Source organism: Pseudomonas sp. B3(2017) (assembly GCF_002113595.1).
GTDB lineage: Bacteria > Pseudomonadota > Gammaproteobacteria > Pseudomonadales > Pseudomonadaceae > Aquipseudomonas > Aquipseudomonas ekonensis.
The window spans coordinates 99,903-118,007 of the sequence record NZ_NEIU01000004.1; the positions used below are offsets into that span (position 1 = coordinate 99,903).

The 18,105-nt window shown below is 66.0% G+C and carries 13 protein-coding genes; 3 read left to right on the forward strand and 10 right to left on the reverse strand.

Annotated features, from left to right (window positions below):
- Positions 1–21 precede the first annotated feature (21 nt).
- The 5 genes from CAG33_RS07450 to CAG33_RS07470 form a co-directional block, all read right to left on the reverse strand.
- Entirely contained in the window at positions 22–828 is an 807-nt protein-coding gene (locus tag CAG33_RS07450; protein WP_085637568.1) for an SDR family oxidoreductase, read from the reverse strand.
- Entirely contained in the window at positions 828–1,601 is a 774-nt protein-coding gene (locus tag CAG33_RS07455) for an SDR family NAD(P)-dependent oxidoreductase (protein WP_085579964.1), read from the reverse strand. The genes CAG33_RS07450 and CAG33_RS07455 overlap by 1 nt, the downstream gene beginning before the upstream one ends.
- Complete coding sequence (locus tag CAG33_RS07460) at positions 1,598–2,779, reverse strand: NADH:flavin oxidoreductase (RefSeq protein WP_085637571.1); 1,182 nt, start codon at positions 2,777–2,779, stop codon at positions 1,598–1,600. The genes CAG33_RS07455 and CAG33_RS07460 overlap by 4 nt, the downstream gene beginning before the upstream one ends.
- On the reverse strand, positions 2,776–3,861 hold the full coding sequence (locus tag CAG33_RS07465) for an AfsA-related hotdog domain-containing protein (protein WP_085637574.1): 1,086 nt from the start codon (positions 3,859–3,861) through the stop codon (positions 2,776–2,778). The genes CAG33_RS07460 and CAG33_RS07465 overlap by 4 nt, the downstream gene beginning before the upstream one ends.
- A gap of 73 nt (positions 3,862–3,934) precedes the next feature.
- The gene (locus tag CAG33_RS07470) at positions 3,935–7,546 is read right to left on the reverse strand and encodes an indolepyruvate ferredoxin oxidoreductase family protein (RefSeq protein WP_256576721.1); all 3,612 of its coding nucleotides are present in this window, start codon (positions 7,544–7,546) and stop codon (positions 3,935–3,937) included.
- 1,356 nt (positions 7,547–8,902) lie between these two features.
- Here CAG33_RS07470 and CAG33_RS07475 point away from each other — a divergent pair.
- Positions 8,903–10,711, forward strand: a complete 1,809-nt coding sequence (locus CAG33_RS07475) for a monovalent cation:proton antiporter-2 (CPA2) family protein (RefSeq protein ID WP_085579956.1) — start codon at positions 8,903–8,905, stop codon at positions 10,709–10,711.
- A gap of 329 nt (positions 10,712–11,040) precedes the next feature.
- Here CAG33_RS07475 and hcnC read toward each other — a convergent pair whose 3' ends face one another.
- The 5 genes from hcnC to CAG33_RS07500 all read right to left on the reverse strand — a co-directional run bounded on the left by hcnC (position 11,041) and on the right by CAG33_RS07500 (position 15,827).
- A complete protein-coding gene (gene hcnC, locus CAG33_RS07480) occupies positions 11,041–12,300 on the reverse strand; it encodes a cyanide-forming glycine dehydrogenase subunit HcnC (protein WP_085637581.1) in 1,260 nt (419 codons plus the stop codon).
- Positions 12,293–13,702, reverse strand: coding sequence for a cyanide-forming glycine dehydrogenase subunit HcnB (gene hcnB / locus CAG33_RS07485; protein WP_085637584.1), 1,410 nt, complete (start codon positions 13,700–13,702; stop codon positions 12,293–12,295). Before hcnB ends, hcnC begins: the two co-directional genes overlap by 8 nt.
- Positions 13,699–14,013 (reverse strand): (2Fe-2S)-binding protein, encoded by a 315-nt coding sequence (locus CAG33_RS07490; RefSeq protein ID WP_085579950.1) that lies wholly within the window; start codon positions 14,011–14,013, stop codon positions 13,699–13,701. Before CAG33_RS07490 ends, hcnB begins: the two co-directional genes overlap by 4 nt.
- A gap of 372 nt (positions 14,014–14,385) precedes the next feature.
- Positions 14,386–15,309: a hypothetical protein gene (locus CAG33_RS07495; RefSeq protein WP_085579948.1), complete on the reverse strand. Its 924-nt coding sequence runs from the start codon at positions 15,307–15,309 to the stop codon at positions 14,386–14,388.
- A 191-nt stretch (positions 15,310–15,500) separates the two neighbouring features.
- Positions 15,501–15,827: a hypothetical protein gene (locus CAG33_RS07500; protein ID WP_085637819.1), complete on the reverse strand. Its 327-nt coding sequence runs from the start codon at positions 15,825–15,827 to the stop codon at positions 15,501–15,503.
- Between the two features lie 176 nt (positions 15,828–16,003).
- Between CAG33_RS07500 and CAG33_RS07505 the strand changes: the two genes are divergently transcribed.
- Together CAG33_RS07505 and CAG33_RS07510 are read left to right on the forward strand one after the other, a co-directional pair.
- Positions 16,004–16,687, forward strand: a complete 684-nt coding sequence (locus CAG33_RS07505) for a response regulator transcription factor (RefSeq protein ID WP_085579946.1) — start codon at positions 16,004–16,006, stop codon at positions 16,685–16,687.
- Positions 16,665–18,059 (forward strand): HAMP domain-containing sensor histidine kinase, encoded by a 1,395-nt coding sequence (locus CAG33_RS07510; RefSeq protein WP_085579944.1) that lies wholly within the window; start codon positions 16,665–16,667, stop codon positions 18,057–18,059. The genes CAG33_RS07505 and CAG33_RS07510 overlap by 23 nt, the downstream gene beginning before the upstream one ends.
- Positions 18,060–18,105 lie beyond the last annotated feature (46 nt).

Genomic DNA, 18,105 nt, shown 5'->3' on the forward strand with positions numbered 1-18,105 from the left:
GGGTGCGCGTTCAGGGGTTCGTCAGGCTTGGGGCAACGGTTCCCGGGTTTTCTCGTGATGGGCCAGCACCGTGCGCATGTCGACGAACTCGCCGCTCTTCACCCCGTAGTCGGCGGGCGCGGCGATCACGTTGCGGATGTCCTCGGCGCGCTGGGCGGCGGAGACCATGTAACCGGGCACCAGGGCCCGTTGCTGCAGGGACAGCAGCTCCGGAAACTGCGCCGTCCGCTCGCTGAAGCTCACCTGCCGGGACAGCCCGGTGTTGACGTTGCACAGGCCCAGCACGGCGAAGAAGATCTCCGGGTTCTCTTGCGCATAGACACCGCCCAGCGCCTTGAGCGCCGCCTTCGACAGGCTGTAGGTCAGCGTGCCCGCACGGAAGCGAACCCCCGCCATCGACGCCGACAGCACGCAGGTGGCCGGCCGATGGGGCGAAGCCAGGACCAGGTCCAGAATGGCCTTGTTCGCCAGCACGTTGACGTTGAGCACGTGCTGCACGTCCTCCAGCGAAAACGCCTCGGCGCGAGCCGGCACGTTGCCGCTGACGCCGGCGTTGAGGAACAGCACGTCGACGCCCCGGCTCAGGATCTCGGCGAACGGCCCCTTGAACAGCTCGCCGATGTCGCCGGTCTTTGAGAGGTCGAACGGCCGGAACCGGAAATTCGGGTGGTTCATGAACCGGTACGGTTCGCGCCGGGCGGTGCCGAAGACGGTGCAGCCGTCCTGCAGGAGCCGCTCCACCAGCGCCTCGCCGATGCCGCTGCTCACGCCGGTGATGAACACCCGCTTGCCCGGCGTCCGGGCCGGGTCGCGCTCTGGCCGGCCCATCAGAATTTCCCGGCCGAGAAACCGCCGTCCACCGGCATCACAGTGCCGGTGACGAACGAGGCCGAGTCGCTGAGCAGCCACAGGATCGCGGCGGAAATCTCGCTGGCGGCGGCGAACCGTTTCATCACCGTGACCTGCAGTTTGTGCTTGGTGGATTCGGGGTTGGCCTTCAGGCGCTCTTCCGAGTTCATGCCGCCCATGGTCGGGCCGGGGCACACCGCGTTGACGCGCACCGAATGGCGCTCCGGCAGGGATTCCTCGGCGGACTCGATGGCGCACACCTGGGTCAGCATGTTCAGGGCGGCCTTGCTGGTGGAGTAGGCGCTTTGCTTGGCCACGCCGAGCAGGCCGGCGCAGGACGACACGTTGACGATCGCGCCGCCGGCGTGTTTCGAGATCAGGTTGGTCTCGTGCTTGAGCAGCAGCAGCGGGCCCAGCAGGTTGATCTCCAGCACGCGTTTCCAGTCGGCGAAGTCCATCTCGCGGATCGGCGCATGCTTGGAGGTCACGCCGGCATTGTTCACCGCCAGGTCCAGCCGCCCGTGCCGGTCGTGGATGACGCGGAACAGCTCGGCCACGGAGGCTTCGTCGGTGACGTCGCTCTTGATGAAGGTGCAGTTGTCGCCCAGGCGGCTTTGCGCGGTCAGGCCGTCGTCCTCGTTGCGGCCGGTGATGTAGCAGATGCAGCCGGCTTCGACGAGTTTCTGGCTGACGTCGAAACCGATGCCGCGGGTGCCGCCGACAACCAGGGCGATTTTTCCGGTGAAGTTCATTTCAGGCTTTCCTCATAGTGCAATTGCAGTTTTTCCGGCCGCCGGTAATCCGGGTTGACGCAGCAGTACACCCGCTCGGCCATGGGATCCTTTTTGTCGCGAAAGCAAAACGCATCGCCCCGGCAGCGCGTGACCTCAGCGTCGCGGCCGGCCAGTTCCTTGGCGACGAAACGGTTGTCGGCCAGCATGGCGCGGCCGAACCCGATGAAGTCGGCGTCGCCGCAGCCGATGATTTCGTTGGCCTGGGCCACGCCGCTGACCGAGCCGGTGAAGCCCATCGGGATGCGCACGAACCCCTTGAGGTAGCGGCAGCCTTCGCGAGACATCGCCAGCGCCTTGTCCTTGTTCTTGAAGAAGAACGGAAAGGTCTCGCTGACGCCGGTGGAACAGGTAATGGCCGCCACCCCGGCGGCCTCCAAGGCGACCACCACATCGCCCAGCAGCACGGCCTGCTGCCCTTCCTCGCCCAGGCCGTCGTCGATGCCCAGGCGGACGGTGACCGGCACCCGGTCGCCGGTGGCCCGGCGGATGCCGTCGACGATGGCCAGCAGCAGCCGGGCGCGCTTGAGCGGGCTGCCGCCCCACTCGTCCTCGCGGCGGTTGGTGCGGGGCGACAGGAAGCTGCTGACCAGGTAACCGTTCGAGGCCTGGATCTGGATCAGCGCGGCGCCGGCCTGCTGGGCGTGCAGCGCAGCGGCGGCGAACTGGTCGATGCAGCGCAGGATCTGCGTGTGCGTCATCGCCACCGCCCGCGCCTCGGGAAACGCCTTGAGGATGGCGGGGGACGCGATGCCGCTGGGCGTCAGGATCTCGCCCTGCGCCGACGGCAACGCCTGCGGTCCGTAGTGCTGCAGCTGCACGCCCAGCGGAAAGTCGCGCTGGCGGGCCGCCTCGAACAGCGGGCGCAGGGCCTCGGCGTGGGCCGGCGACGTCAGCCGCAGGCCACGGCCGTTGTAGCGCGCCTCGGCGTCCACGCTGGCGTTGCCCAGGAAACCGAAGCCGCTGCCGCCGTCCATCAGCGACTGGTAGACCTTGAAGAATTCCGGCCGGGGAAAGCCGTTCCCGTCGCACAGGTCCATGCCCAGCGACGAAAAGTACAGTCGATTCTTCGCGACCGCCTGCGCGCCGAAATGCAGGGCCACGGTGGCGGGCATCGGTTTGCCGGTGGTCACGGTCATTGCCTCAGCGCCCCGAGGGCCGCCTCGTCCAGGTGAACGAAGCCGCGCTTGATCATGTCGCTGAGGATCTGCAGGTCGTTGAAGCCCAACGTCGGGAATTCCCACGAGGTGTACTTGCCCTCGCCGACGCTGCGCACGGCGCTGGAGAACTCGAACTTGCCCTCGTAGCCGAGGTGCAGCGTGACGGCATCGATGAACCCGACCTCCGGCGTCGTCGTCACGCAGCCGTCCTTGCCCAGGCCCACCAGCAGCACGTCTGCCTTGCGGCCCTGGCTGTCGCTGAGGGTGCAGGTCAGCTTCGACTGGTGGATCGGCGTGAACCAATCGCTGGCGTGGATGAAGATGTTGCGGGTCTTCTCGAACAGGCGCATGTCGATGACGGTCGCCTTGGTGTCGATCGTGGCGAACAGGGTCTGGCGCTGATAGAACGAGACCCGGAAGAAGATCTTCTTCGGCGATTCGGCGTCGGTCGGGGTCATGTTGTCGACCACCAGCTCGATGGGGTACATCAGCTCGGCGTAGGCGAAGAAACTCGCGTTCAGCTCGTTGACGCTGACGGTGACGTCGCCCCGTGCATGGCCGGTGTGGTGGTAGAGGTGGTGATAGACCGCCTGGCGCGCCGCCTCGATGAACATCGTGCCGGGCACGTGCTCGTGGGACTTGCGGTAGAAGAAGTAGTTGTTGGCGTTGTTGATGAAACGGAACGAACTGGAGCGGCGGATGGCCGGGATCGCTTCGCACAGCTGCGCCACGGCCTGCTCAGGGTCGTCGCCCTCCAGGGCGCCCTGCGGGGCGACGATCTGGTAAGGCAGCGCCCTCACCCGTTCCCACTCGTTCTGCGCCTCGCCGCCTTCGGCGAACGCCGCGCCCAAGCGGTTTCGCTTCATAAGCTCGGGCGCCACGCCGAAGGCGGCCTGGCCGTCGGTGCCTGCACCGAAGCGGCGCGAGAGCGGGTTGTGCGCAGCGGCCGCCAGGGTCGCTTCGTCCAGGTGCAGCGGCAGCGCGATTTTCGGCGCGCAGATCAGAACGTCGTCCGCCGAGCCCTTGTGCAGCAGGTCGGGTGCAATGGTGTCGTTGTTCATATCGGTCAACTCATCCTTGAAGAGGTTATGGGCCTGCTCTCTTTCGGTAAGGGGGCCGGCAGCCCCCCGGCAATCACGACGCTTCCATCACATCGCGTTCGGCTTCGTTGCTGGAAGGCGCGGCATGGATCGCGGGCGGCACCCACGACTCGACGCCGGCGGCTTCGCGGTGGATCGGGACGGGGTGCTGGCCCAGCAGGATCTGTTCGATGAGCGCCTTCTCGCGCAGGCGCGCAGCGGCGATCGAGCGTTCCTTGACGTGGCCGTAGCCACGGATCGAATCCGGCAGGTTGGCCCAGGCGATGAACTGCGGCAGGTTCTCCTGGGTCAGTTCGGGCAGCAGGCGCTGCAGCATGGCTTCATAGTCCTGGATCAGGCGCCGTTCCTCGCGCCGCTCGGCGGACCAGCCCAGCGGGTCGAACCGGGTATGGCGCAGGACGCGGCCCTTGGCCAGGATCTTCAGGAACGGCAACACCCAGCCGGAGAACTCGGTCTTCTTCTGTTTGTCGCGCAGCCACGGCAAGGCGAAGTGGAAGGTCAAACGGGTGCGGCCTTCGAAGCGGCTGGCCAGGGATTGCAGGAAACGGTCAGAGGTCAGCAGCCGCGCCACTTCGTATTCGTCCTTGTAGGCCATCAGCTTGAACAGGTTACGGGCGACCGCTTCGGTCAGCGCGCTGCCGTCGCCGACGGACGGCGCGGCGCGCACGATGTTCACCACGCGGCGGTAACGGGCGGCGTAGTCTGCGTTCTGGTAGTGCGTCAGGTATTCGCTGTTGCGCTCGATCAACCGGACAAGGCTGTCACGGGGGTTGGACGCAGCGCTGATGTCGTGCAGCGCGATGGTCTTCACGGCCTCGCCTGCGGTAGCGCTCGGGTCGAGGTAAGGCGCGACGAACGCGGCGTCCTGCGCCAGCAGCCGGCCCCAGGCAAAGGCCAGGTGGTTGGCGGCGGCGCTGCCCGCCAGGTCGATGGCCTTGTTCAGCGCTACCTGCGACACCGGCACCGTGCCGCGCTGCCAGGCGTAGCCCAGCATCAGCATGTTGGCCTGCATCGGGTCGACCAGGGTGTCCGCCAGTTGCCCGGCATCCAGGCTGTGGTAGTTGTCCGCGCCGACCTTTTGCTTGAGCAGGTCGACGATCGCCTGGGTCTCGATGCGCAGGTCGGTGCTGCGCAGCATCGCGCCGGTCTGGGTCTGCGCGCTGTTGGCGATCACCACGGTCTTTTCCGGCCGCAGCGTGGCCAGCGCATCGTCCTCGCTGGCCACGACCAGGTCGGCGGCCAGCAGCAGGTCGGCGCCGCCGATGTCGATGCGGTGCTGGTGCAGGGTCTGCGCCTGGTTGGCCAGACGGATGTGGCTCAGCACGGCGCCGCCCTTCTGGGCGAAGCCGGTGAAGTCGAGCACGCTGACTGCGCGGCCGTCCAGGTGGGCGGCCAGGGCGATGGTGCGCGCCACCGTGACGATCCCGGTGCCGCCGATGCCCACCAGGAGCATTTCGTAAGGGGTGTCGAGCGAACGGGACGGCAGCGGCGCCGCCAATGCCGCGGCCCGCGCCAGCACCTGGGCGCTGTCGGCCACCCGGCGCCGCTGTGCCCGCGGCTTGCCGGTCACCGTCACGAAGCTTGGGCAGAAGCCCTTGATGCACGACAGGTCGGTGTTGCAGGAATGCGGGTCGATGCGGCGCTTGGTGCCGAACGGCGTCTGCACCGGGGTCACCGACAGGCAGTTGGACTTGACCTGGCAATCGCCGCAGCCTTCGCACACCGCTTCGTTGATGACGACCTGGGTCTTCACCGCCGGGGCCGGCAATTGCTTCTGGCGTCGGCGGCCTTCGGTGGCGCAGACCTGGTCGAACACCAGCACGCTGACGCCGCGGGTCTGGCGCAACTGCAGCTGGACGTCCTCCAGCCGGTCGCGGTGATACAGCTCAATGCCGTCGGGCAGGCAGTCCTGTTCGCGGTAGCGCTCCAGGTCATCGGCCACCACGACGATGCGCTGGGCGCCTTCGGCCTTCACCAGTTCCACGGCCTTCTTCACCGTCAGCTTGCCGTCGATCGGCTGGCCGCCGGTCATGGCGACCGCGTCGTTGTAGAGCAGCTTGTAGGTGATGGTCACACCGGCGGCGATGGCTTGGCGGATCGCCAGGAAACCGGAATGGAAAAAGGTGCCGTCGCCGATGTTCTGAAAGATGTGCGGCGTCTCGACGAAGGGCGCCTGGCCGATCCAGTCCACCCCTTCCCCGCCCATCTGCACGCTGCCGCTGGTGGAGCGCTCGGGCATGCGCGCCGCCATGGCGTGGCAACCGATGCCGAGGCGCGCCTCGCTGCCCTTGGGCACCAGCGTCGAGGTGTTGTGCGGGCAGCCCGAACACAGGTAAGGCGTGCGCCGGATCCAGGCGTGGTCACGCGTCACCGCAGGCATGAGCCAGTAGGTCGGCATCTGCACCGCGATGCCCAGGTCCTGCAGCCGCTGCTGGAGCATCGCCGCGATCCGCGACGGCCGCAGCTCTTCGTGATCGCAGACCAGCGGCTGGCCGTTTTCGTCGGTCTTGCCGATGATCACCGCGCGCTGGTCGGCCACGGTGTTGTAGTGCTTGTGCTTGAGCTGCTCTTCGACGATGGCCTGCTTCTCTTCGATGATCAGCACTTGGTCGGCCCGCGTCGCCCACTCGTCCAGCACCGGCGACAACGGATAGACCAGGCTGATCTTGAGCAGCGCCACGCCGGCGTCTTCCAGCTGTTGCAGGGTGACGCCGCACTGCTGCAGCGCCTGGCGGACATCGCCGTAGGCCTTGCCGACCGCGCCGATGACCAGTTTCGGTTGTTCCGGTGCCGTGACCGCGGTATCGATCGGGTTGGCCAGGGCGAAAGCCCGGGCCGCCGCGAACTTGAAGGGCATGCGCCGTTCGATCTGCATGCCGGGCAGGTCCGGCCAGCGCCAGTGCAGGCCGTCCGGTCCCGGATCGACTTCTGGGGTGACGAACTCAGGCAACGGAGACGCGTCGACCGAGGTGGTCGCCTCCACCGTCTCGGTGATGGCCTTGAAACCCACCCACAGGCCGGATGCGCGCGACAGCGCCCAGCCCCACAGGCCGCAGCGTTCGTAGTCTTCGAGTCCGTTCGGGTGGATCACCGGCAGCCCCCAGGCGATCAGGGTGCGGTCGGACTGGTGGGACAGCGACGACGACACGCAGCCGTGGTCATCGCCGGTGACCACCAGCACGCCGCCCTTGGCCGAGGAGCCGTAGGCGTTGCCGTGCTTGATCGCATCGCCGGAGCGGTCGACGCCGGGGCCTTTGCCGTACCACATGCCGAACACGCCGTCGTAGCGTTTGTTCGGGTCGGTTTCGACACGCTGGGTGCCGATCAGCGCGGTGGCCGCCAGGTCTTCGTTGATCGCGGGCAGGAAGCGGATGTCCGATTTCTCCAGCGCGCCGCTGGCCTTCATCAGTTCCCGGTCCACACCACCCAGCGGCGAGCCGCGGTAGCCGCTCACGAACCCCGCCGTGCGCAGGCCGTTGGCCCGGTCGAGCGCGGCCTGGGTGAACAGCAGCCGCACCAGCATCTGTTGGCCGCTCAGGAAAATGCGTTCGCCGGGGGCCGCATCCTGCGCGTACACCGCGCGGCTGTCGTAGTGCTGGATACGCAGCGACGACGCCTGGGCCTGAGCGTTTGCCCCGTCCGGCACTGCTCCTTTGGATGCGCCGGCCGGCATCTGATCGGTCTGGGTTCGCTGACGCGCTGATCCAATGGAGTCTGAGTGCACGGTTTCAAGTCCTTATGAAAACTTCACATTAAATGTGCTTGTTTGCTCACCGCAGCAGGAACTTCCGGCCGCGCCATAAAACAACAGAGATGCAACTTCACAAATCAAAGGCGAACGAATGCACGAGCAATCATCAATTGCTCCAAACAACGCGCATACGCCTGCCTTCGCGGCATTAAGCGAAAAACATTGTTCTATTTTCAGGTGTATGACAGACGTTCTCCGCCGGCCAGACGAAAACCGTCGTTATTCGGGATCGATCAATTCAAAGTTCAAAGTTTCAACTCCTTGTGAAAACTTCATTTGAATGTCGCTGCGAAAGCGCCGGGCACGCAAGGGCCGGCCGCAGACGGGAGGTGTTTGCCGACGTCGACCGTTCAGCGGAACGCTGCGGGCGACGGGCATGCGCTGGGCAAGCAGATGACCCGGCAACCGCGTGAGGCCGACGCAGCCCCGCTGACGGGCGGATCATGGATCGAATAGATGATGTCCGCATACAAGGCGGGCTGACGGAATGCGAGTACAAGGTTTCAAGTCCCTATGAAAACTTCACTGAAGATCGCTTGTCTGCCCATCCGTCCTGGATGCGGCTTCACGACGTGCTCTGCACACTTGGCAAATGTCATGACAACACAAGCGAATGACCGGAACCCACCTCTCCTGAAGTCGTGGTTCCGACGGGTTGAATCTCGGGTGACTTCCGGCGGTTTCTTATAATTGCCGTTAGTACTTTGTGATGCGGGAAAAATAGTAGAGTCAGGACAAACGCTTTGTCAATCATTGCAACGAAAGTTTAACAGCCGGGGCACATATGAACTATCCAGTACACTAATAAAACCTGAAACCATCGTTCCAGATTCAAGTCGACTTTAACGAATCAGCCGCCCACGGGCCGGGGACTTGATCATTATGTGACTTGAATCAATAAAAAGTCTCAAGATCAATGCCTGCTGTTTTTCGAGTAACTACTCGGTAACTTTTCAGCTGAATTAACCTAAGACCAAAGTCTAACTTTACATAAGTAAACGCTTTCGGATGCCACCTCTCCCTTGTGGTGTACATGAGTCCTGCGAACACCCGAGATGCCTGTGGGAGCTGGCTTGCCAGCGATGAGGCCAGTTCAGCCGACATCGAAGGTGCCTGACACACCGCCATCGCCAGCAGGCTGGCCCTCCACAGTGATCCGAGGGACAGTCGCACCAGGTCTGCGCCGGTGGTACGTCGCGGGGTGAGCCTTTATCCTTGCTCCCCCGCCGTACCGAGTTCTGGAGTTGTGCCATGCCCCATGAAGGCAACCTGTTGCAAGCCGCCGTCGTCTTTCTCTTCGCCGCCGTGCTCACCGTGCCGTTGGCCAAGCGCCTGCAGTTGGGCGCGGTGCTCGGCTATCTGTTCGCCGGGGTGATCATCGGCCCATCGGTGCTGGGCCTGATCGGCAATCCGCAGAGCGTCAGCCACATTTCCGAACTGGGCGTGGTGCTGCTGTTGTTCATCATCGGCCTGGAACTGTCGCCGCGACGTTTGTGGGTAATGCGCAAATCGGTGTTCGGCGTGGGCCTGGCCCAGGTGCTGCTGACCGGTTCGGTGATCGGCGTGGTGGCGTTGTCGGTGTTCGGCCAAACGCTCAACAGCGCCATTGTGCTGGGCTTGGGCCTGGCGTTGTCGTCCACGGCGTTCGGCCTGCAGAGCCTGGCCGAGCGCAAGGAACTGACCAGCCCCCATGGGCGGCTGGCGTTCGCGATCCTGCTGTTCCAGGACATCGCCGCGATCCCGCTGATCGCGCTGGTGCCGATGCTGGCCGGCGTCGATCACCACACCAGCGGCGCCGACGATGTGCGCCATAGCCTGCAGGTGCTAGGCAGCATCGCCGTGGTGGTGATCGGCGGGCGCTATCTGCTGCGTCCGGTGTTTCGCGTGGTGGCCAAGACCGGGCTGCCGGAGGTCTCCACCGCCACCGCACTGCTGGTGGTGATCGGCACGGCGTGGCTGATGGATCTGGTGGGCGTGTCGATGGCGCTGGGGGCGTTCCTCGCCGGTCTGCTGCTGGCGGACTCGGAATACCGCCATGAGCTGGAAGCGCAGATCGAACCGTTCAAGGGCTTGCTGCTGGGCCTGTTCTTCATCAGCGTCGGCATGGGCGCCAACCTCAGCCTGCTGCTGAGCGCGCCGGTCACCGTGGTGGGGCTGACGCTGCTGTTGATCGCCCTGAAGCTGCCGCTGCTGTTCGTGGTCGGGCGGCTGGCCGGCGGGCTGAGCAAGATCAGTGCCGTGCGCCTGGGCATCGTGCTGGCGGCCGGCGGTGAATTCGCGTTCGTGGTGTTCAAGATCGGCCGCGACCAGGGCCTGTTCGAACCGCGCCTGTACGACCTGCTGGTGCTGACCATCACCTTGTCGATGGCGCTCACGCCGCTGCTGATGCTGATCTGCGCGCGGCTGGTCAGCCCCAAGGTGCAGCCGGTGGAAGTGCCGGAGAAATTCCGCCAGATCGACACCGACACCCCGCGGGTGGTGATCGCCGGCATGGGCCGGATGGGCCAGATCGTGGCGCGGATCCTGCGGGCGCAGAACATCAAGTTCGTGGCCCTGGACACCTCGGTGGAAACCATCGAGCTGTCGCGCAGCTTCGGCGGCGTGCCGGTGTTCTACGGCGACCCGATGCGTCCGGAAATCCTCAGCGCGGCCAAGGTCGGCGATGCGGAATACTTCGTGATCGCCACCGACGATCCGGAGACCAACATCAAGACCGCCGAGGTCGTGCGCAAGCTCTACCCGCACATGAAGATCATCGCCCGGGCGCGTAACCGTCAGCACGTGCACCGGCTGGTGGATGTGGGGGCCGAAGCGGTGCGCGAGACGTATTACTCCAGCCTGGAGATGAGCCGCCGCACCCTGGTCGGGCTTGGGTTGACCCAGGAACAGGCCGATGCGCGGATCAAGCGCTTCAAGCACCACGACGAACAGGTGCTCGAAGCCCAGCACGCGGTGTACGACGACGCGGCCAAGGTGCTGCAGACCGCCCAGGAAGCCCGGGCGGAACTGGCAAGGCTGTTCGAGTCGGATCAACTGGAAGAGCAATCGCGCAAGGCCTAGGCCCATGCGGAGTGTCAGCCGTCGAAGAGGCCAGCTGTGCCGGCCTCATCGCTGGCAAGTCGAGTCGTCGCACCGCAGCTCCCACAGGGCTTTGCGGTGAGCCCAGATTCTGCAAACACCAGAGATCCCCTGTGGGAGCCAGCCTGCTGGCGATGGCGGCATGTCAGGCAACAGAGATGTCGGCTGTGCCGGCCCCATCGCTTGCAGGCAAGCTCCTACAGGGTTATGCGGTGAGCAGAGATTCTGCAAACACCAGAGATCCCCTGTGGGAGCCAGCCTGCTGGCGATGGCGGTGTGTCAGCCACCGCCGAGGGCAGGCCGCTTCCGGATCACGCCATTTCCAGCTCCCGCTCTTCCTTGACCGGTGTCGCCCCGAAGCGGTCCGCCAGGAACGGGGTGATGTCCAGCGGCAGCGGTTCATCGTTGATCAGCTTGTCGAGCAGCACGCCGGTGATCGCCGAGGTCAGCACCCCGGTGCGGAAGTGCCCGCAGGCGTTGAGGTAACCCTCCACCCCCGCCATCGGCCCGAGGATCGGCAGTTCGTCCGGCGAGCCCGGCCGCAGCCCGGCCCAGGTGCGCTTGAGGTTGATGTCCGCCAGTTCCGGCAGGCAGCGCACCGCGCCTTGCACCAGCCCGGCGATTTCCGGCCAGGTGGTGGTCACGTCGTAGCCCTTGTCCTCGGTGGTGCTGCCGATCAGGATCTCGCCGTTGTCCTTCTGCGCCACGTAGCAGTCGCTGGTGGTCAGACAGCCGTTGAGGATCTTGGGCATGCGCTCGGTCAGCAGGATCTGGCCTTTCACCGGTTTCACCGGGATCCGCACCCCGGTGGCCCATTCGCTCAAGTCCGCCGCCCAGGCGCCGGCGGCGTTGACCAGGGTCTTGCAATGGAACACCCCGGCTTCGGCGGTCTGCACGCCGGTCACCCGTGAGCCGTGGTGCAGCACCCCGGTGACGTTGGTGTTGAAGAACAGGTCCACGCCGTTTTGCCGGGCGCCTTCGGTGTAGGCGTCGGCCAAGCGGAACGGGCTGACCTGATGGTCGCAGAGGAACTCCAGCGCCCCGCGCGCCTCATGGCTGACGCTCGGCTCCGATTCGCGCAGGGCCGCCTGATCGAGCCAGCGCACCTGGTCGGCCAGGTGCGGGATGCAGCCGACGATGTGCTCGGCGTACATCCGGTCCTCGTCGTCGTAGATGACGAACTTGAGGCCGGTCTTCTCGAACTTGAAATCCATCCCGTGGTTGTCGGCCAGCTCCCGATGCAGCGCCGGGTACAGGGCGTTGGACTGCAGGGCGAAGTCGAAGAACGACGGCGGCAGGATGTGCGGCGTGCTGGCGTCCACCGCCACCGCCGCGCCCTGGGTCTCGCGCTTGCGGTTGGCCGACATCATGCGAAAGAAGATCACTCCGCAGCCCAGCCCCACCGACTCGCCGATGGCCCACAGGCCGCCGGCCGAGGCGCGGGTGGCGTTGCCGGGGCGCTTGGCGTCGATCAGGGCGATCTTCAGGTCCTTGCGCTTGGACAGCTGATAGGCGACGGACGCGCCGATCACGCCACCGCCGGCGATGACCACGTCATAGAACTTACTCATGGGAAACGGCCTCCGTGCCGAGGGACTGGAACGCGGAAAAAGGAATCGGATCGATCGGGAAACGCGGCCGCAGCCAGCCCACATCGCGGCGGCCGGTGGCCTGGCGCAGACGGTCGCTGCAATAGCCGACGCACATCCGCCCCTGGCAGTCGCCCATGCTCACGCGGGTGCGCATCTTCAGGCTGGCGATGTCCTGCACGCCCTGCTCCAGCGCCCGGTCGATGTCGGCGCGGGTCGCGTGCTCGCAGCGGCAGATCACCGTGTCCGCCGCCGGCAACGCGGTCTGGCCGACGCCGCGTTCGGTGTAGCGGTCCACCGCAGCACGGAAGCGCACGATGGCCTTGAGCTTGCCCAGGTAGCGGTCGCGCCGCACCCGCGCCAGTTCTTCTTCCAGCACGCCCCGCTGCAACAGGATCGAGGTCGCGGCGATCTTGCCGGCGAGCATCGCCGCCTCGCCGCCGCGGATGCCGCCCATGTCGCCGGCCAGGTGCACGTGGGACTCGCTGCTCTGCTGCCAGACATCGGCGTTGGCACGCAGGTAGCCGTCGTCGCTGAAGCCGTGGTCCAGGCCCATCTGTTGGCTCAGTTGGGTGCGCGGGATGAAGCCGTAGCCGACCGCCAGGGTCTTGGCCTCGATACGCTCGGCGCGGCTCATGTCCGGCTCCCAGGTCGCCGAGTACGGCGCCACGCTGACGCTCTTCAGTTCGCCTTCGCCATGGGCCTCGACCACGCCCCAGCCGTAGTTCATCGGAATGCCGTGCAGCTTGAGGTAGGCCAGCATGCTCACGCCGTCAAGGAACAGCTGCGGCTTGTTCAGCAGCGCCAGGCTTTCCCGGGCGATCTTGCCGAACGCGCAGGCCTCGTAGACGCCCGCTACGCTGACGCCGGAGGCGTGCAACTGGCACGCCACCAACGGCAGCAGCGGCCCGGTGCCGGTGATCACCACAGGCCCTTGCGGCTTGACCACGCCGCTCTTGATCTGCAATTGCAGGCCGCCGAGCATGATCACGCCCGGCAGCGTCCAGCCGGGGAACGGCACGCTGCGCTCATGGCAGCCGGCCGCCAGCAGCAGTTGCGGATAGGCGATCTCGTGCAGGCGCTCGTCGCCGTCCAGCACCACCAGCGAACGCGTGCCCTCGGCGCCGACCACCCGGTGGTTGAGGCGCACGTCGATCAGCCCGGCCTGCTCGCGGAATTCGCCGTGCAGTTTGCCCAGCACCTCGGAATAGCGCGGCCCCAGGTAGTCCAGCTGCACGCCGTCGCGCAGAGGTCCGCGATAGACCACGCCGCCCAGCCGCGAAGCCTCTTCGAGCAGGATGCAGCGCACACCATGGCGGGCCAGTTCGGTGGCCGCCGCCATGCCCGCCGGACCGCCGCCGACGATGACCGGATGCTGGCTCATACGACCTCCTGCCCGTGGATGCGGTTGACCTGGGTCTCGATGCGCATGCCCTCGCGCACCACGGTCTGGCAGGCGCGGCGCTTGTGCCGCCCGTTGATCTTCACCAGGCAGCACTGGCACACGCCCATGCCGCAGTAGGCCCCGCTGATCTGGTTGTGGTCGTTGCGCGCGACCTGGCGCACGCCCAGGGACTGAATGACGCTGAGGACGGTTTCGCCGATGGCGGCGGTGACGGGTTGGCCGTTGATGTGGACAGTCATATCCGCCTGCGCCAACGGCTGGATATCAAAGGTTCTTTCTTGGCAGTGCATTGCGAATCATCCGTGAAAAGTTCAGGTGAGGTTGCGTCAGCTCCTTGCTGCACTACACCTTTGCCGGCCCGTGGGATTTGTCTCTCTATCGGGCAGGCAGCGGTCCTGCGTCAGCGCAACAACAGTGCGCGCGCAAGCAATGTAGTCGATCCAGCGGCAAGGGCGTGGAAGTTTTACGGTAGGGGATACCGCGAGAGGGAATATTGATCCAGGCCAGTGAAAGGCCTGCTGCCCGGGGTCGATCCGACGACCGGGACAGGCAGGCCTGAGGGGAACGAGGCTTCAGTGCACGAACAGGGCGATCAGGATGATGATCGGGATCGGCACGCCAAGGAAAAACAGCAGTAGTGAGCGCATGGCCAAACTCCTCGGTTAACGGACAGGGGGAACGCTGACGGCGGCGTAGGTCTCGACCTCGACATACTCGACCGCATCCCGGCGGCGACCGCCGAACGTGGCGGCGAGGCTGGCGAAGAACGCGCCGGCCAACAGGGCGACGAACATCCACAACGAAGTCCAGGCGGCCGCTTTGGCGGCGGCGTCGGCCGCTTGCTGGGCCTTGAGCTTGGCGTCGGCGATGGCTTTCTGGGTGCGGGCGTACACGTCGTCGACCCGGCGTTCGGCGTCGGCCTGGGTCAGGTCGGTGCGCTGCGCGACCAACTGGGCGAGGTAGGTACGGTCCTCGGCGCTGAGCTGACCGTTGGCCAGGCTCTGGGCGAAGATCCGGGTCACGTCGCCGCGCACGGCATCGTCGCTCACGGCGGCGGGACGCCCGTCGCGGAACAGGCTGTCGACGAAGTAACCGTACCGGTCGGTGTCGGTGCCCGCCGCCTGCGTCAGGCTGCCGGCTGCACCGCCGACCGCTTGGGCTCCGGCCTGAAGGCCGCCACCGACCACGCCGCTGACCGAGCCGGCGACCAGGGTCGCGGTGACCAGCGTCGCCACGCACCAGGCCAGGAAGCCGTGGGCGGTGTCGCGAAAGTACACTTCGTCACCGTGCAGGGCGGCCCACTTCACCCGCAAGCGCCCGGCGATGTAGCCGCCCAGGCCTGAGGCGACAATCTGCGTCGCCGCCAGCCAGACAATGGCGGAGATGCCCAGGCCCTTGGCGCTGACGCCCTCCCCGGCCCATGGCGACACCGCCGAGAACCCCAGGCCGATGCCCAGCAGCACCAGGATCGTCGACAAGGCAGCAGCCGCCGCCGCACCGGCGAAGATGGCGCCCCAAGACACGCCCGAGACAGTGCCCGCCCCGGCTTCAAAGTCAGGATAAAACCCATCGGAGGATCTATTCATTGTTGTGGCGCTCCCGGCATGAAAGATGGTGTTACAACTCGTCATCAGACCAATTGCACCGACCGTGCCAGACCACGACTTTGAATAAATCGTTGTTTTTCAATGGGCTGTAATTCGCCGATATGCATCGGCCATGCACTTTGCAACGACCGGACGGTCGCAGCGGGCGTTATGCATTGGCCGGGGGAAGGTCACTTGCGCCGATAGCTCTTGTTGCCGCTCGGCGTCAGGCAGTAGACCCCGCCGCGCGGCCCGGTGCAGAACGAGCCGGTGCCGCAGGCGCAGCCGTCGTCGCTTTGCAGCAGCGTCTGCGGTCTTGCCGCGCGCCGATCGCCGAACATCGCCGCGCAGCTTTTCTTCGAACCGCTGATGGAACCGTCGTTGCACAGGAACAGGTCCCCGTCGCACCGGGCGATCCCGCCCTTCTTGCCCGAGCACGGTGTGTTGGCCGCCGATGCCGACGCGCAAGCCAGCGCCAGCAACACCCCCGTCAACGGTATCCAGCCTCTGACGATCATGGTGGCCACGGTGTCCCTTCCGATTGAAATTGTGGCCAGATGATATCAATGTTGGCAGTGAATGGGATTTCCGGTTTCGCTCATTGGCGGCTACAACATGAAAGTTAATTTAAAGCGTCACCGATAAATGTTGGCAAAATGCAGCCATTCCGTTTGAACCGATCAGCAGGCCCCTCATGACTCGCATCCTGACCATCGAAGACGACGCCGTGACCGCCCGGGAGATCGTCGCCGAACTGAGCAGCCACGGGCTCGACGTGGATTGGGTCGACAACGGCCGCGAAGGCCTGGAACGCGCCGTCAACGGCCATTACGACCTGATCACCCTGGACCGCATGCTGCCCGAGCTCGACGGCCTGGCCATCGTCACCACCCTGCGCACCATGGGCGTGGCCACGCCGATCCTGATGATCAGCGCCCTCTCCGACGTCGATGAGCGGGTGCGCGGGCTGCGGGCCGGCGGCGACGACTACCTGACCAAACCCTTCGCCACCGACGAGATGGCGGCCCGGGTCGAAGTGCTGCTGCGCCGCCAGCACAACGGCGGCGCCCAACCCACCACGCTGCGCGTGGCGGACCTTGAGCTGGACCTGATCAGCCACGAGGCCCGCCGCGCCGAACAGGTGCTGACGCTGCTGCCCACCGAGTACAAGCTGCTGGAGTTCCTGATGCGCAACAGCGGCCAGATCCTGTCGCGCATGATGATTTTCGAAGAGGTGTGGGGCTATCACTTCGACCCCGGCACCAACCTGATCGACGTGCACATCGGCCGCCTGCGCAAGAAGATCGACCCGCCGGGCAATGTCCCGCTGATCCGCACGGTGCGAGGCTCGGGTTATGTCATTGCCGAACCCGTCTGACGGCTGGCGTTCCTCCAGCAGCCGGCTGCTGGCGCTCTACAGTTCGCTGTTCGTGGCCTGGAGCGCGATCCTGATGGGGGTCATGTACTTCGAGGTGTCGAGCTACCTCGACAACCTGGCCAAGCATTCGCTGATGCAGCGCCAGCACCTGTTCTCCCACTTTCGCGGTGAGCAGCTGGAAGACGCGCTGGCCGCGAGCATGACCTTCGACATCCGCGGCATCGACGCCTATGGCCTGTTCGATGCGCACCGCCGTTACCTGGGCGGCGCCTTGCAGCAGATCCCCGACGGCCTGCCGCTGGACGGCAAGATCCACACCCTGGCCGACTGCGCCGACTCCGACGACCCGACCCTGCCCGCCGACAGCTGCGACGCCGTGGCGACCCAGACCCGCGACGGGCGCTGGTTGATCCTGCTGCGGGACAACGGCTCGCTGTTCGCCGTGACCCGGATCATCCTGCACGCGCTGCTCTGGGGCGTGTCGCTGACCATCCTGCCGGGCATCGCCGGCTGGCACCTGCTGCGCCGCCGGCCGCTGCGCCGGATCCGCGCGATCCAGGCCAGTGCCCAGGCCATCGTCGCCGGCGACCTGACCCGGCGCCTGCCGCTGTCCAACCGTCGCGACGAGCTGGACATGCTCGCCGCCATCGTCAACGCCATGCTTGAGCGCATCGAGCGGCTGATGAACGAAGTCAAAGGCGTGTGCGACAACATCGCCCACGACCTGCGCACCCCGCTGACCCGCCTGCGGGCGCAGCTGTACCGCATGCAGCAGCAGGCCGGCGAAGGCTCGCAGGAGGCGGCGCAACTGGATCTGGTGCTGGCCGAGGCCGATACGCTGATGGCGCGCTTTCGCGGCCTGCTGCGGATCTCCGAGCTGGAGGACCGGCAGCGCCGCTCGGGGTTCGTCGAGCTGGAGCCGGTGCAGTTGCTTGAGGAGCTGCACGAGTTCTACCTGCCGTTGGCCGAGGAAGACCAACTGCGCTTCGAACTGCAGATGCCCGAGTCCCTGCCGCCCCTGAACGGCGACCGGGCGCTGCTGTTCGAGGCCGTGGCGAACCTGCTGAGCAACTCGATCAAGTTCACGCCGCCCGGCGGCACGGTGATCCTGCGCGGGGTCGACGCGGCGGGGCACACGCGGATCGAAGTGCACGACTCCGGCCCCGGCATTCCGGAGTCCGAACGCGAAGCGGTGTTCCAGCGCTTCTACCGCGCCGAGGGCGGGCAACCGAAAAACGGCTTCGGCCTGGGGCTGTCGATCGTCGCGGCGATCGTCAGCCTGCACGGCTTCAGCCTGGAGGTCGGCCGCAGTGAGCTGGGTGGCGCGAAGCTGGCGCTGGACTGCCGGGAGAGCCTGATTTCACAGCCCTGAAATCCCCCTTCCCCGCTGAACGGCAGGAGCCAGCCTGCTGGCGATG

Bases quoted from the DNA above. Each gene is read 5' to 3' on its own strand.
- CAG33_RS07450 (WP_085637568.1), bottom strand. From the start codon at position 828: ATGGGCCGGCCAGAGCGCGACCCGGCCCGGACGCCGGGCAAGCGGGTG.
- CAG33_RS07455 (WP_085579964.1), bottom strand. From the start codon at position 1,601: ATGAACTTCACCGGAAAAATCGCCCTGGTTGTCGGCGGCACCCGCGGC.
- CAG33_RS07460 (WP_085637571.1), bottom strand. From the start codon at position 2,779: ATGACCGTGACCACCGGCAAACCGATGCCCGCCACCGTGGCCCTGCAT.
- CAG33_RS07465 (WP_085637574.1), bottom strand. From the start codon at position 3,861: ATGAACAACGACACCATTGCACCCGACCTGCTGCACAAGGGCTCGGCG.
- CAG33_RS07475 (WP_085579956.1), top strand. From the start codon at position 8,903: ATGCCCCATGAAGGCAACCTGTTGCAAGCCGCCGTCGTCTTTCTCTTC.
- hcnC (WP_085637581.1), bottom strand. From the start codon at position 12,300: ATGAGTAAGTTCTATGACGTGGTCATCGCCGGCGGTGGCGTGATCGGC.
- hcnB (WP_085637584.1), bottom strand. From the start codon at position 13,702: ATGAGCCAGCATCCGGTCATCGTCGGCGGCGGTCCGGCGGGCATGGCG.
- CAG33_RS07490 (WP_085579950.1), bottom strand. From the start codon at position 14,013: ATGCACTGCCAAGAAAGAACCTTTGATATCCAGCCGTTGGCGCAGGCG.
- CAG33_RS07495 (WP_085579948.1), bottom strand. From the start codon at position 15,309: ATGAATAGATCCTCCGATGGGTTTTATCCTGACTTTGAAGCCGGGGCG.
- CAG33_RS07500 (WP_085637819.1), bottom strand. From the start codon at position 15,827: ATGATCGTCAGAGGCTGGATACCGTTGACGGGGGTGTTGCTGGCGCTG.
- CAG33_RS07505 (WP_085579946.1), top strand. From the start codon at position 16,004: ATGACTCGCATCCTGACCATCGAAGACGACGCCGTGACCGCCCGGGAG.
- CAG33_RS07510 (WP_085579944.1), top strand. From the start codon at position 16,665: ATGTCATTGCCGAACCCGTCTGACGGCTGGCGTTCCTCCAGCAGCCGG.